We start from the raw sequence: 14,035 nt of genomic DNA on the forward strand, positions 1-14,035 counted from the left end.
CGCCCGCCGCCTTAAAGTTTAGGGCGCGAGCCGCGCTTTTTCTTGGGTGGATAAAAACTGGCTTCGCCCTCGGGGCGGGTTTTGAAGCGGCGATGTACCCACAGGTATTGCTCCGGCGCCTGACGAATCGCCTGTTCCAAAATTAGGTTGATACGTGTGGCGTCCGCAATATCGTCGCCACTGGGATAATTTTCCAATGCTGGCTGAATTTCCAACCGATAGCGACCACCGGGTTCACGGAAACAAAAAAATGGAATCACCGCGCACCCGGAAAGTTTGGCAATACGCGATGTCGCCACCACTGTCGCGGCCGGTACCCCGAAAAATGGCACAAATACACTGTGGTTGCGGCCATAGTCCTGATCCGGCGCATACCAAACAATCCGCCCTTGACGCAGGCTCTTGATTAACTGGCGGGTGTCATCGCGATTGATGGCCGAGCCATTTACCCGCGAGCGCGCCTTGGCTATGGCGTAGGCCATCAAGGGGTTAGGGTCAGCGCGATAGAGCACATCGGCATCTATGTGGTAGGCCATAATGCGGCCGCTGATATCAATGGTGGTCAAGTGACTGCCGCACAACAGCACGCCCTTGCCTTGCGCCTGTGCCTCGGCAATGTGCTCCAACCCGCTAATCTCATAACGATTGCGCATTTTGTCCGCCTGGCCCCAGAGCCCAATCGCGGTCTCCGTAATACTCAGCCCGGTAGCCACCAACGTACCGCGCACCATTTTGGCTTGTGCTGCTGCATCCAGCTCTGGAAAACAAAGTGCAATATTGATTTCCGCATAGCGTCGGCGCGACTTGGCCAGGTAGTAAAACAATAGCCCCAAGCCGCGGCCAATAAACTGGTTCGCCTGAACCGGCAACTGGGCAATTAGCCAGAAAAAGCCCAACACCAACCAGGTTGGCCAGAAGCGTGGCAGCAAAAAGCGGCGGTGAAAGCGAGGTAACTGTGACTTGTCCAAGTGGTATTTCTCTCTTGCGATGGGGTGCGGCGGCCGATTATAACAACCTCAACCTACAGCGTCCCCTGCAGGTGATTATTCGGCGCCCTCTGCCGGAGCTTGGGGCACTCCTCCCTGCTTGCGAAATTCCGCTGCAGAGACTCCGGTATAGCGTTTAAAAAAGCGATGGAAAGACGACTTACTGTTAAAACCCGACTCGAGCAAAATATCCAGAATATTCAAATGCGCAAACGCTGGATCAAGCAGCATTTGCTTGGCGCGCTCTACCCGATAACCATTCACAAATTCAAAAAAATTGGTGTTGAATTCACTATTGATAATGCTCGAAACCTCGCGGTAGTGAATGCCCACCTGCCGCGCAAAATCTTCAATGGTTAAATTCTGCGTTAAATACAGTTGCTGGCTTTCCATGGTGGTGCGAATGCGCGCAATCGCTTCCGGCGAGGGTGCCGCAATCACTTGTGGCTCTTTGGTGCCGGGCGATTCCCGTGTCAGCAGCAACTCGTGGGCGTAGAGCAGGCTATATACAAAAAGTGCGTTCACCAACAAAAAGGTAATGTAATTATCGAAGATGCCAAAACTATCAGCGATCGCAAAACTCACGCTCTGCCCGAGTAGATGCACGATGAGTGACCACAACCAATTGAGCGCAAAACCCAAAGTGAGCAACAACAACCAATAAGGCCCCTGCAAACTCAGACTCGAATAAAATTCTTTCAGTTGTTGTTTGTAGCGATAAATTTCCAGCACGGCGGCAAAGGCATAAGCGACCGGTAAAAACTTCAGGTAATGCCATAAATAATTGGCAAGCCGGGCAGAAAATTCATTGTGTGCATTAGGCACAAAACGTAAGCGGTCGCTATCCAACTCGCCCCACAATACCAAGCCCACTACCGCCACTAAATTCAATAAATGCAGTGCATCTTTTGCGCGCAGTGAAAAATTCGCCCGCGTAATTGCCACCACATACAAATACAAAAACACACTTTTACCCACCAAGGTTGTCACCAACCCGAGCGCCAGCGTTATTTTGGCCAGCTCACTGTGCGAGTGAATATAGTCATTCCACAACACCATATTGCACAGCGCACTGGCACCCACGCACACAAAAAACCCCGATAACAACTGCGACGCCACCGCTTTTTGTTTGGACAGTAGCCACTGGAAAATCACCAGCAGCACACACACCGCCAGGGTGAGTACGAGGATTAAATCGTGAATATTAAAAATGGGTGTTTTCATAAGATGGTGTAAGTATCTTTATATTGTTAGTGAATGCAGTCTAGCAGGCGGAGTTATCACTGAATAACTCCGCCAAACTCGATAGATTAATGCCCCATCACCTGCACGACTTCTTCCGGTTTATGGTGAACGCCAAAATTGTCCACGATAGTGGTAGTGGCTTTGTTCATATTGATTACATTTACTTCTACACCTTCTTTGCGGAATTTCAACACTACTTTGTCCAACGCCGCGACTGATGTGATATCCCAAAAATGTGCGTGGGTTAAATCGATGGTGACTTTGGGCAGTTTTTCTTTCAGATCAAAACCGCGTACAAACATATCTGCCGAGCGGAAAAAAACTTCACCAAATACTTGATAAGTGCGCTCACTGCCATCTTCATTCAACTCAGAGGTGACTGCCATGTAATGGCCAATTTTGTTGGCGAAAAACATCGCTGCCATCAGCACGCCAATAAATACACCGTAGGCCAAGTTGTGCGTAGCGACAACAACGGTGACGGTGGTGAGCATAACAATATTCGACGAGAGTGGATGTGTTTTCAGGTTGCGAATCGAGGCCCAGCTAAAAGTACCAATCGATACCATAATCATCACCGCCACCAACGCCGCCATCGGGATAATGGAAATCCAATCGCTTAGAAACACCACCATGATTAATAGCAATGCGCCCGCCAAAAAAGTAGATAAGCGTGTGCGGCCGCCGGATTTTACGTTAATCACCGATTGACCAATCATCGCACAACCCGCCATACCACCGAGCAAACCCGTGGCGACGTTAGCAACGCCTTGGCCTTTACATTCGCGGTTTTTATCGCTGGTGGTATCGGTCATATCATCCACAATCGTGGCAGTCATCATTGACTCTAATAAACCTACCGCCGCCAGTGGAATTGAGTAGGGCAAAATAATCATTAAGGTTTCTAAATTCAGCGGCACGTCTGGCCACAGAAAAATCGGTAAGGTATCGGGCAGCTCGCCCATATCGCCCACGGTGCGAATATCAATTTTAAAAATTAACGCAATGGCGGTGAGCACTAAAATACAAACAAGTGGTGATGGAATAATTTTTCCGATTTTTGGAATATAGGGAAATAAATAGATAATGCCGAGGCCCGCAGCGGTCATCGCATATACATGCCAGGTTACATCAGTCAGCTCCGGCAACTGCGCCATAAAAATTAAAATCGCCAAGGCATTTACGAAACCGGTGACGACGGAACGCGACACAAAGCCCATCAAATCGCCCAAACGCAAAAACCCGGCAACAATTTGAATCGCACCGGTTAATACCGTTGCCGCTAATAAATATTGCAAACCGTGCTCTTTAACCAGTGTCACCATCAACAGCGCCATTGCGCCCGTTGCAGCAGAAATCATCGCCGGGCGACCACCGGCAAAGGCGATAATCACCGCCATGGAAAACGACGCGTACAAACCCACTTTGGGATCAACACCGGCGATAATCGAGAAGGCAATGGCTTCAGGAATCAGCGCAAGCGCAACCACCAGACCTGCCAAAAAATCACCACGTAGATTGGAAAACCATTGTTCTTTTACTGTCGTTAACATAACGAGATACCTATTGAAAAATCGAAGGCTAGAGGAAATTAAAAATCAGCGCGGCAATAGAAAACCCATCTTCGAGGTAGATCGAAAATGACATCACTAGCGCAAATTAATTAAAAAAACGGAAAAATACAAAAAAGCGCGCACCAGCAGCTGCCGGATGCAAAACCAACGGAGAGGGGAAAAACTAAGGCGGCGTTAACGCCGAGGGCAACAAAATCATGATAAGCAACAACTTCACATCAAAAAGTGCGCGCACCTTACCAGCCGATGCCGTGTATGGCAAGGTTAAAAAACGCACGATTGCTCAGTGACCACTAATAATCGCCATTTATGAAGCACCCTACCGGCAAGCAGCCGCTATATAACAGTTGAGCGATTTAATAAGTTGCTGTGCGTCCATGCAGGCTAATAAACTCACTTCATTCACCTTTTAATGGAACGCCGTTTATGTCCCGAGTGCGAATGTTGTTAGTGTTACTGCTTGCCTGGGCACCGCTGGCACAGGCCGAAAAAATCACCATAGCCGCCGCCGCTGATTTGAAATTTGCGCTGGACGAACTCTTGGTCGAGTTCAAACAAGCTCATCCCAAGGATGAGGTTGAGGTGATCTACGGGTCGTCGGGCAAATTCCACACTCAAATCCGCCAGGGCGCGCCCTTTGATTTGTATTTCTCGGCGGATATCGAATTCCCACGCCTGCTGGCGAAAGCCGGATTCGCCGCCTCCGAAGTGGTTCCTTATGCCGTGGGTCGCATCGTATTGTGGAGCGCAACACAGGATGCGAGCCAGATGACGCTGGCCCACCTGACCGATCCAGCCATTAAACGCATCGCCATCGCCAATCCCAAACACGCACCTTATGGCAAACGCGCCGAAGAAGCGCTGCGCACACAGAGGCTGTGGGAAAAGGTGGAACCCAAACTGGTCTACGGCGAAAACATCGCCCACACCGCGCAATTTGTGCAAACCGGCAACGCGCAGGTGGGCATTATCGCCCTCGCCCTGGCGCTCAACCCGGAGTTGGCGAGCAAGGGTGATTATTGGCTGATTCCCGACGAACTACACGCGCCGCTTGAGCAGGGTTTTATCATCACCAAACGCGCAGAAAAGAATGAGCTGGCGCAACAGTTTGCGGATTACATGGAAAGCAAACCCGCGCGCCAGGTGATGACCCGCTATGGGTTTGTATTGCCGGACGCGGCGGCTGGGGACACAGATGCTGACTGACAGCGACCTGCAAGCCCTGTGGCTCACGGTGCGGCTCGCCGCAATCGTCACGTTTATCCTGCTGTTAATCGGCACACCCATCGCCTGGTGGTTGGCGCGCACCAAATGCTGGTGGAAGGGGCCAATCGGGGCGATTGTCGCGCTGCCGCTGGTATTGCCGCCCTCGGTGTTAGGGTTTTATTTGCTGTTGGCGATGGGCCCCAGCGGGCCGGTGGGGCAGTTGACCGAAGCGCTCAATATCGCGCCCTTGGCCTTTACCTTTTGGGGGCTGGTGTTGGCCTCGGTATTTTATTCCCTGCCGTTTATGGTGCAGCCGCTGCAAACCGCGTTTGAGGCTATTGGCGAGCGCCCGCTGGAAGTGGCGGCGACCTTACGCGCATCGCCGTTCGATGCCTTTTTTACCGTGGCTGTGCCCTTGGCGAAACCGGGTTTTATCACTGCCTCCATCCTCACCTTTGCCCATACCGTTGGCGAATTTGGGGTAGTGCTGATGATTGGCGGCAATATTCCCGGCGTGACGCGCGTGGCCTCAGTGCAGATTTACGACTACGTGGAAGCGCTAAATTACAGCCAAGCGCACCGGCTGGCGCTGGTGCTGCTGGTGTTTTCCTTTGTGGTATTGCTGGCGATTTATGCGGGCCGCCGTTTCCGCCCTGTAAGAGGCGTGTGAGATGAGTGACCTGGACATTCAAGCGCGCTTTCAACTCGCATGGCCGGGCTTTGCGCTGGATGTGGATCTGGAATTGCCCGGGCGCGGCGTTACCGCGTTGTTTGGTGTATCCGGCTCCGGTAAAACCACGTTGTTGCGCTGTATCGCCGGGCTGGAGCGTGCGCCGCAGGGCCGCTTGGTGGTGGATGGCGACATCTGGCAAAGCGACCAACAATGGCTGCCGACCCACAAGCGCCCGCTGGGTTATGTCTTTCAGGAGGCCAGTCTTTTTGCCCACCTTTCGGTGCAAGACAACCTTCGCTACGGTATGCGGCGCAGTAGCGGTGCAGCACATACAGGTTTGGATCAAGCCATCGAACTACTCGGTATCGGCCATTTATTGACTCGCAATCCGGATTTACTCTCCGGCGGCGAACGCCAGCGAGTTGCCATCGCCCGCGCCCTCGCGGTCAGCCCCCGTTTGCTGCTGATGGATGAACCCCTCGCCGCGCTCGACCTGCAGCGCAAGCGGGAGATTTTTCCCTACCTTGAGCGCCTGCACCGCGAGCTGGACATGCCGGTACTTTACGTCACCCACTCGCCCGAAGAGCTGACGCGGCTGGCGGATCATTTGGTGGTGATGGAAAACGGTCGCGCCATCGCCAGCGGTAATTTGGGCGAAACCCTTTCACGGCTCGATTTGCCGATCCAATTAGGTGAAGACGCAGGGGTGATTATCGAGGCGACTATCGGCGCTGTGGATAACGAATGGCACCTGGCGCGGGTGGATTTTGCCGGTGGCAGCCTCTGGGCAAAAGATCAGGGTCTAGCGGTAGGCACCTCAGTGCGGGTACGGGTACTCGCGCGCGACGTCAGCTTGGCGGCACAGCAAACTGCCAGCAGTATCCAAAACCAAATGCCCGGCCAGATCGATGCCATAGGCGAGGATGAACACCCCGGTTTGGCACTGGTGCGCGTGCGTATCGGCGACACCATCTTGCTCGCCCGCCTGACCAAACGCGCCATAGCGACACTCGATGTCGACGTGGGTAAAACGTTTTGGGTGCAGATAAAATCGGTCGCGCTCTTGCAGTAGTTTTCTAGCGACGAAAGCCGTTTACTTTGCGCAAGCTGGTTAACTCCGGCAGATTTTTTACACAATCAACCAACAAATGCTGATGCGTCGGTAACAACCCTAGTCGCAACCCAAAAGGTTTAAACGCAGCGTTGATGACACTCAGGCTTTGATCGCCAGTGTCGTTTTCAAGATCTGACAAAGTGCGGCGACTTAAACCGACCAGCGCGGCGTAATCATTCTGGTTCATACCGAGAATTTTTTTGCGCAACCGGGTGAGAATTTTTCCCTCGCTCGTTTCGCCCTGCAACAATTCTTGCAGGCAATTACGCAAAAAGTCTTCGCGCTCCAATGGGCTGAGTTCGTTCATAGAATGCTTTCCCGCTTCTTCATGGACAGGCTCACACTAGTTGCCAGCGTGTTAATTTTTCATCGAGAAAATCGAAACCAAAGGTGGGTTTAGCGAGTAGTTGTGCAGGCACCCCGCGCGCCGCCAAGCGCTCGCGTAAACCGCCGAGTTGCATGGCTAATTGGCGCAGCTCGCCAATAACTCGCTCGGGCTCAACCAAGTCACTTAATGCATGAGCAATCGCCAGCCAATCAAAACGCCCTGCTTCTTCGTAAGGTGATCCCCAAGTGGTGGTGCGTGTAACGCCTTCAGGGTCGGCTTTCATGGGCGCAAAATCATAAATGGGCGATAACCAGATTCCCTGCGGGCGTTTGATAAGTGCAGTGTTGCGGCCATGGTTGTCGGAATTACCGTAAATTACATTCAGAAAATCGCGCTTAACCCATTCACATACAAATGCTGCCTGATCAAAATTTTCTCCCAGTTCCTGCACTGCATATTGCTGCTGCAATAGTGGGATTAATTCGCGCACCACTGAAAAATGATTTAAATAACTGCCCGGTGCTTTTGCTAGCAGCGAGTAAACCGATTCAAGCCCAAAGCGCTCGTACTGACCGGTGTGAAAACTCACATCAAAACGCGGCAACCATAATGAAGGATATTGTTCACCCTCAAGCAGACGCATGGATGCAAGGTCAATCGTATCCATGCCCAACGCATGCAGTTCGTGATAGTAATGATATTCCGCGCGCAAAATATCGCAGTCATCCTGGCTGCGTTTTCCGCGCGGAAATTTCACTAAATAATGCTGATCCCTATTGCTGCTATCGTCCTGCCAAGTGTCGATCCAGATGTCTTGCGGCAGGGATTCATTTGCAAGCGACGCGCGCACCAACAATTTGGGTGCTTCACCACCTGCACCCGTCGCACCACCGCTGGCAGCACCCATGGCTTGCGCGTATTCCAGAAAATCATTTTGGCGCTCCACCACATCGGTAAGTGCAAAGCGCATCTGCGCCAATTGACTGCCTGCGGGCATTGCTGGCAAGGATTCTTTGATACGTAGGTTGCCCACTGGCGCAATAGTGCCGTGTGCGAGCAGTTGTGCATCTTGCTGATTGGGCGATAAGTGGCCAATTCCCAAATGATTTACCCAATAGCGACGACTGGCTCCGGCGGGCATTATGTCGTCAAGAAAGCCGAACCAAGGTGTGCTGCGATAGGTTTGCATCAAATCGACCGGCAAGCGCAGGGAGCAGGCCGCCAAATCATCGCGCCCCAAATATTCCAAGGCATAAGCTTGCGGGTGATAACCCAATAAACTTTCACCCGCATGCCCTTGATCGGGATTAGTCAGGGTCAGCTGGGCGGCATCGCGCCATTGGCCGTGCAAGTAGGTTTGCAGAGTAAGTTTCATCGAAAACCTATTTGAGAAATATAATGCTCAATATTAGTTATTAATTTCAATTTTGAGCAATATATTTCTCTTTAATTAAGCTAAAAAAATTAGATGAGCGATATTTTGCACATAACTATCGATAAAAAGCAGCGCCATCATCGCCCGGGCTCACTCAAGCGCTGTCCAAATACTGGATTATCTCCTCGGCTGTAGCGCGGGCACTGCGCCCGACACCAATCAAGGTGGCCGAGGCCAAACCTGTCCACTCGCCATAGCCCAGCAACCATAGGCGCGGTTCCTGCAAAGAGCGGGTGCCTGCAACGTCTACTTTTCCATCTGGATTAACCACGCCAAGCGACTGTAAGTGCGCGAGCGCAGGGCGGAATCCCGTACACCAGATCACGGTATCCACGGCGGACTCAGTGCCATCGGCCCAGACGACACCATTGGCGGTAAAGCGGGTAAACGGTCGAACCGCGTGTAATACACCCCGCTCCCGCGCCTCTTTCACCGGCGGCACCATTACCACATCGCCCAAACCACCCACTGGCTGCTCTATTTCCCGCCCTTCCTGAGCTGCCTTCCAGCGATCAGTGGCGCGCTGGAAGAGCACCCGCCCGTCCACATCATCGGGCAAAAAAATCGGCTCGCTGGTTGTGACCCAAGTGCAGTCAGCAACGCGCGATACTTCGGCGAGAATTTGCGCGCCCGAATTCCCGCCGCCCACCACCAACACTTTTTGCCCTGCAAAGGATGCTGGCGATTGGTAGTGCGCTGAGTGAAGTTGCGCTCCCTGAAACAGATCAGCGCCGGGGTAGGCAGGAATAAACGGATTGCGCCAGGTACCGGTCGCGCTGATAACAACCCGGGCGCGCCAGGCTTGGTGCTCGCTCACCACCTCCAGCCGGTCGCCAAGGTTATTAACGGCGGATACCCACACCGGGCGCTGCACCGGAAATTCATAACGACTTTCATAGTGGCGCAGGTAATCCACCACCTGATCGCGGCTGGGGTAAGTCTCGCCAGTGGGCGGCATTTGCCAACCCGAGAGTGAACTCCAGGTCGATGGCGAAAACAGTCGCAGGCTGTCCCAGCCATGAAGCCAAGCCCCACCGGGCGTTTGCTCGGCATCCAGCATCACAAAGGAATACTTGCTGCGGCGCAGAGAATAAGCGACCGACAAAGTCGCCTGCCCGCCGCCGATGATGACTATGTCCGTTGAATCTGTGTCGGTTGAATCTATGACCGGTGTATCCATGTTGCCGCTCCGATAATGGTTGATTCGGTAAACATTCTGCTTGCCAATATATATGTACAACCATATATTCGCACAACCATATATACGGCTAGTTTGATCTATGTCTGAATTTACCCCCGACTCCCTGTGTAAAACCCTCGCTGACCCAACCCGCGCGCGCATTGCGTTGCTGGTCGCACGCGAAAAAGAGCTGTGCGTCTGCGAACTCACCTGCGCGCTCGATGAAATCCAACCCAAAATTTCCCGCCATTTGGCACTGTTGCGTGAATCCGGTTTATTGGCGGATCGTCGCCAAGGTCAGTGGGTGTATTACCGTTTGCACCCGGAATTGCCAGATTGGGTAGCAACAATTTTAAGCACCATGCTCTCTGCTAATCAGGATTGGCTGCAAGAAAATCATCAGCGGTTGTGCGCAATGGAAGATCGGCCGAACCGCTGCTGTTAAACAATCATCATCAAAATAAATATTTTTGCGAGAAAGAACATGAAAAAAATCAAAATCGGTATCAATGGTTTCGGTCGCATTGGTCGTTTGGCATTGCGCGCGAGTTGGCATTGGCCGGAGTTTGAATTTGTACAAATTAATGATCCGGCAGGCGATGCCGCTACTTTTGCGCATTTATTAAAATTCGATTCGGTGCAAGGCCAATGGACACCAGAAACGGGTGCGGATGAAAATGCCATTTATATTGATGGCAAACCCATCAAATTTACGCGCAATAAAACCATCGCCGAAACCGATTGGCGCGCTTGCGATCTGGTTATTGAAGCCAGCGGCAAAATGCGCGAAGTGAAATTGCTGCAAGCTTATTTGGATCAAGGTGTAAAACGTGTCGTGGTGAGTGCACCGGTCAAAGAGCCGGGTGTATTAAATGTAGTGATGGGGGTGAATCACCATTTGTTTGATCCGGCTACACATCGCATAGTCACCGCTGCGTCTTGCACCACTAACTGTTTGGCACCGGTGGTAAAAGTGATTCATGAACAACTCGGGATTAAACACGGCGCCATCACCACCATTCACGATCTAACCAATACCCAATCGATTCTGGATCAGCCGCATAAAGATCTGCGCCGCGCGCGCGCCTCCCACTCAAATTTAATTCCCACCAGCACCGGTTCCGCGACTGCCATTGCGGAAATATTTCCGGAGCTGCGCGGTAAATTAAATGGCCATGCGGTGCGTGTACCGCTGGCCACGGGTTCATTGACTGATTGCGTATTTGAAGTTAGCCGTGCAACCAGCGTGGAAGAAGTGAATGCGCTGTTAAAAAAGGCGAGTGAAACCTATCTAAAAAATATTCTGGGTTACGAGACACGCCCATTAGTATCCAGCGATTTTTGTGGCAACCCGCTGTCATCGATTGTGGATGCACTTTCCACTATGGTGGTGAATGATACCCTAGTGAAAATTTATGCTTGGTATGACAACGAGTGGGGTTATGCCAATCGCACGGTGGAATTGGCGAAATTTGTGGGATGGGCACCTTCAAGTCCCCCTCTTTAGCAAAGAGGGGTTAGGGGAGATTTGAATTTAGCACACACAGCGTTAAATCCCCCTTGGCCCTCTTTGAACGGGGCGCGCAGCCAAGGGGGAATTAAAGGTTCGCATTAGGCGACGAATTTATAGGTATTTTATGAGTACAGCCATTCGCCAATACGCCATAGTCACCGGCAATTACTGGGCATTTACCCTCACCGACGGCGCGCTGCGCATGTTAGTGGTGTTGCACTTTCACCAACTCGGTTACAGCCCGCTGCAAATTGCGGCGCTGTTTTTGTTTTATGAAATTTTTGGTGTAGTCACTAATTTAGTGGGCGGTTATTTAGGCGCGCGTATTGGTTTGAATCGCACCATGAATATTGGTTTGGCTTTGCAGGTGATCGCGCTGGCGTTACTCGCGGTGCCCAGTCAGTGGCTATCGGTACCTTTGGTGATGGGCGCGCAGGCGCTGTCGGGCATTGCGAAAGATCTGAATAAAATGAGCGCTAAAAGTGCGATCAAACAATTGGTGCCGGACGATCAGCAGGGCGCGTTATTTAAATGGATCGCACTGCTTACCGGATCTAAAAACGCCCTGAAAGGTGTAGGTTTTTTTCTGGGCGGCGCGCTCTTGGCCGCGGTGGGTTTTAATACAGCGGTCATTTTAATGTCAGCTGTGCTGGCATTGGTTTGGTTGATGAGTGTCATTTTGCTGCAACAGGATCTAGGCAAAGCGAAAAACAAACCAAAATTTAATGAGCTATTTTCCAAAAGTCGCGCGATCAATATTTTATCCGCCGCGCGGTTATTTTTATTTGGTGCGCGCGATATTTGGTTTGTCGTTGCGCTGCCAGTTTTTTTAAGCAGCCAATTGCAATGGGATTTTTGGCAGACGGGTGGGTTTTTAGCGAGCTGGGTTATTGGTTATGGTCTGGTGCAATCCGCTGCGCCGGTGTTATTGCGTAACAAAACCGGCAATCCACCCACTGGGTACAGTGCTTTTCTCTGGGCGTTAATACTGACTGTGGTAACCGCGAGTCTGGCTTTTTTATTAATGACCGGTTTACCTGCCACAACAATTTTAATCGGCGGCTTGATTCTATTTGGTGTTGTGTTTGCCATTAATTCCTCGGTGCATTCCTATTTGATTGTGCGTTATGCCAATAGTGATGGTGTATCGCTCGATGTAGGGTTTTATTACATGGCTAATGCGCTGGGGCGTTTAATTGGAACGCTCTTGTCAGGTTGGGTTTATCAAGCAGCGGGTCTGGCTGCCTGTTTATGGGTAGCGGCGTTGTTTATCGGTATAACGACATTGATTTCCATCGCGCTACCGCGCAATACTCAATAGGCCTTTTATTCCTCTCAATCAATTCGGGTGCGCTATGAATCGTGATAATCCCTGTGATTGCAGTTCAGCGGCTGAATTATTAAATCGCGCGTGTTTTTGCAAAACCCTTAACCGCGACCAACTGCTTGCCAGCCTGCAAGCTCAAGCGCTGCCGGCAGAAGTCTTGCGGCACGAGGCGCAATTATTTTCCCAGACCGCAACGTTTATTTCCCCCGCGCAATGGCAACAGTTACAAACCCTGGTGCAAGCGGTAATGCGTGTGACGGCATTGCCTGCCTATCAGCAGCAGGTATTAAATAATGCCCCGGCAATTGCACAACGGCCATCGCTCACTGCCGGTGTGTTTATGGGGTTTGATTTTCATATGAGCGATGCCGGACCGCAGATTATTGAAATCAATACCAACGCCGGCGGTGCTTTTTTAAATGCAGCACTACTCAGTGCACAAACTGCCTGTTGCAATGCCGCTGGTGCGCTGCCGGTATTGCTGCCGCCGCAGTTGGATGCCGAATTTGTCGCCATGTTTTTACAAGAGTGGCAGCTGGCGCGCGGCGAGCAACCATTGCGCTGTATTGCCATAGTGGATGAAAACCCCAGTGCGCAATTTTTGTATCCGGAATTTTTGTTGGCGCAAAGTGTACTTGAGCGTGCCGGTATCAAAACCCTGGTTGTTGATCCGCGTGAATTGCAATTGCTCAATAAACAACTCTGTTATCAGGATCAAGTAATTGATTTGGTTTACAACCGCCTCACAGATTTTTCGCTTGCACATTTATCCAACCATTCACTGCGTGCGGCTTATGAACATAATGCGGTGGTGCTCACACCCAGCCCTCATCACCACGCGCTTTATGCCGACAAACGCAATTTAGCGTTGCTCAGCGATAAAACAAAACTCAACGAATTTGGTGCAGACCCTGAGGATATAAAAACCCTGCTCGCGGGAATTCCCCGCACCCAGTTAGTCAGCGCTGACAATGCAGAAAATTTATGGCAGCAACGCAAACAGTTATTTTTTAAACCCGCTAGCGGTTACGGCAGTAAAGCCGCTTATCGCGGCGACAAAATTACCAAACGTGTATGGGAGGAAGTTTTGCAGGGCGATTATGTTGCGCAATTGCAGGTGCCGCCCAGCGAGCGAGGTATTCTGGTGGACGAGGAGAAAACCGCATTAAAAATGGATATTCGCGCCTATGTGTATGAAGGAAAAATCCAACTGCTCGCCGCGCGTTTATACCAAGGCCAAACCACCAACTTCCGCACCCAAGGCGGCGGTTTTGCACCGGTGTTTGTAGCGGGATAAAGGCGTTATCAATAATGAAAAAAAGCGCACTCAGTAACGAGTGCGCAAAATGGCTGCACGGGTTTAGCTATAGTGTTAACTACAGCTTAAAATCATTAACTGCTCAGTATGGATTTGTTGGCACGCTTATCTTTTTTATCGCGTCGTTTATCTTTCA

13 protein-coding genes are annotated in these 14,035 nt (G+C 51.4%); 7 read left to right on the forward strand and 6 right to left on the reverse strand.

All coding sequences use genetic code 11. From position 1 onward, the window contains the following. Positions 1-11: 11 nt before the first annotated feature. The 3 genes from lpxL to NNX04_RS14840 form a co-directional block, all read right to left on the reverse strand. A complete protein-coding gene (lpxL, locus tag NNX04_RS14830) occupies positions 12-968 on the reverse strand; it encodes an LpxL/LpxP family Kdo(2)-lipid IV(A) lauroyl/palmitoleoyl acyltransferase (protein WP_261946285.1) in 957 nt (318 codons plus the stop codon). 75 nt (positions 969-1,043) lie between these two features. After that, a complete protein-coding gene (locus tag NNX04_RS14835) occupies positions 1,044-2,210 on the reverse strand; it encodes a helix-turn-helix domain-containing protein (RefSeq protein ID WP_261946286.1) in 1,167 nt (388 codons plus the stop codon). A gap of 86 nt (positions 2,211-2,296) precedes the next feature. Beyond that, a complete protein-coding gene (locus NNX04_RS14840; protein ID WP_261946287.1) occupies positions 2,297-3,784 on the reverse strand; it encodes a SulP family inorganic anion transporter in 1,488 nt (495 codons plus the stop codon). A gap of 447 nt (positions 3,785-4,231) precedes the next feature. Between NNX04_RS14840 and modA the strand changes: the two genes are divergently transcribed. The 3 genes from modA to modC are packed head-to-tail and all read left to right on the forward strand — an operon-like array spanning position 4,232 to position 6,756. After that, positions 4,232-5,011 carry a molybdate ABC transporter substrate-binding protein gene (gene modA, locus NNX04_RS14845; protein WP_261946288.1) on the forward strand — a complete coding sequence of 260 codons (780 nt, stop codon included), beginning with the start codon at positions 4,232-4,234 and terminating at the stop codon, positions 5,009-5,011. Further along, positions 5,001-5,681 carry a molybdate ABC transporter permease subunit gene (modB, locus tag NNX04_RS14850; RefSeq protein WP_261946289.1) on the forward strand — a complete coding sequence of 227 codons (681 nt, stop codon included), beginning with the start codon at positions 5,001-5,003 and terminating at the stop codon, positions 5,679-5,681. The genes modA and modB overlap by 11 nt, the downstream gene beginning before the upstream one ends. Position 5,682: 1 nt before the next feature. Continuing rightward, positions 5,683-6,756: a molybdenum ABC transporter ATP-binding protein gene (modC, locus tag NNX04_RS14855; protein WP_261946290.1), complete on the forward strand. Its 1,074-nt coding sequence runs from the start codon at positions 5,683-5,685 to the stop codon at positions 6,754-6,756. 4 nt (positions 6,757-6,760) lie between these two features. Here the strand turns inward: modC and NNX04_RS14860 are convergent, their stop codons facing one another. The 3 genes from NNX04_RS14860 to NNX04_RS14870 all read right to left on the reverse strand — a co-directional run bounded on the left by NNX04_RS14860 (position 6,761) and on the right by NNX04_RS14870 (position 9,741). Further along, entirely contained in the window at positions 6,761-7,105 is a 345-nt protein-coding gene (locus NNX04_RS14860; protein WP_261946291.1) for a helix-turn-helix domain-containing protein, read from the reverse strand. Positions 7,106-7,136: 31 nt separating this feature from the next. Further along, a complete protein-coding gene (locus NNX04_RS14865) occupies positions 7,137-8,501 on the reverse strand; it encodes a type II toxin-antitoxin system HipA family toxin (protein ID WP_261946292.1) in 1,365 nt (454 codons plus the stop codon). Positions 8,502-8,655: 154 nt separating this feature from the next. Then, entirely contained in the window at positions 8,656-9,741 is a 1,086-nt protein-coding gene (locus NNX04_RS14870; protein ID WP_261946293.1) for an ArsO family NAD(P)H-dependent flavin-containing monooxygenase, read from the reverse strand. A 100-nt stretch (positions 9,742-9,841) separates the two neighbouring features. Between NNX04_RS14870 and NNX04_RS14875 the strand changes: the two genes are divergently transcribed. From NNX04_RS14875 to NNX04_RS14890, 4 genes are all read left to right on the forward strand, one after another. Next, positions 9,842-10,186, forward strand: coding sequence for a metalloregulator ArsR/SmtB family transcription factor (locus tag NNX04_RS14875; protein ID WP_261946294.1), 345 nt, complete (start codon positions 9,842-9,844; stop codon positions 10,184-10,186). A gap of 39 nt (positions 10,187-10,225) precedes the next feature. After that, entirely contained in the window at positions 10,226-11,248 is a 1,023-nt protein-coding gene (locus NNX04_RS14880; protein WP_261946295.1) for an ArsJ-associated glyceraldehyde-3-phosphate dehydrogenase, read from the forward strand. Between the two features lie 130 nt (positions 11,249-11,378). Further along, a complete protein-coding gene (arsJ, locus tag NNX04_RS14885; RefSeq protein WP_261946296.1) occupies positions 11,379-12,575 on the forward strand; it encodes an organoarsenical effux MFS transporter ArsJ in 1,197 nt (398 codons plus the stop codon). 34 nt (positions 12,576-12,609) lie between these two features. Beyond that, a complete protein-coding gene (locus NNX04_RS14890) occupies positions 12,610-13,878 on the forward strand; it encodes a hypothetical protein (RefSeq protein WP_261946297.1) in 1,269 nt (422 codons plus the stop codon). Positions 13,879-14,035 lie beyond the last annotated feature (157 nt).

The sequence above is a fragment of the Cellvibrio sp. QJXJ genome (assembly GCF_024452345.1).
GTDB lineage: Bacteria > Pseudomonadota > Gammaproteobacteria > Pseudomonadales > Cellvibrionaceae > Cellvibrio.

Bases quoted from the DNA above. Each gene is read 5' to 3' on its own strand.
- NNX04_RS14835 (WP_261946286.1), bottom strand. From the start codon at position 2,210: ATGAAAACACCCATTTTTAATATTCACGATTTAATCCTCGTACTCACC.
- NNX04_RS14840 (WP_261946287.1), bottom strand. From the start codon at position 3,784: ATGTTAACGACAGTAAAAGAACAATGGTTTTCCAATCTACGTGGTGAT.
- modA (WP_261946288.1), top strand. From the start codon at position 4,232: ATGTCCCGAGTGCGAATGTTGTTAGTGTTACTGCTTGCCTGGGCACCG.
- modB (WP_261946289.1), top strand. From the start codon at position 5,001: ATGCTGACTGACAGCGACCTGCAAGCCCTGTGGCTCACGGTGCGGCTC.
- modC (WP_261946290.1), top strand. From the start codon at position 5,683: ATGAGTGACCTGGACATTCAAGCGCGCTTTCAACTCGCATGGCCGGGC.
- NNX04_RS14860 (WP_261946291.1), bottom strand. From the start codon at position 7,105: ATGAACGAACTCAGCCCATTGGAGCGCGAAGACTTTTTGCGTAATTGC.
- NNX04_RS14865 (WP_261946292.1), bottom strand. From the start codon at position 8,501: ATGAAACTTACTCTGCAAACCTACTTGCACGGCCAATGGCGCGATGCC.
- NNX04_RS14870 (WP_261946293.1), bottom strand. From the start codon at position 9,741: ATGGATACACCGGTCATAGATTCAACCGACACAGATTCAACGGACATA.
- NNX04_RS14875 (WP_261946294.1), top strand. From the start codon at position 9,842: ATGTCTGAATTTACCCCCGACTCCCTGTGTAAAACCCTCGCTGACCCA.
- NNX04_RS14880 (WP_261946295.1), top strand. From the start codon at position 10,226: ATGAAAAAAATCAAAATCGGTATCAATGGTTTCGGTCGCATTGGTCGT.
- arsJ (WP_261946296.1), top strand. From the start codon at position 11,379: ATGAGTACAGCCATTCGCCAATACGCCATAGTCACCGGCAATTACTGG.
- NNX04_RS14890 (WP_261946297.1), top strand. From the start codon at position 12,610: ATGAATCGTGATAATCCCTGTGATTGCAGTTCAGCGGCTGAATTATTA.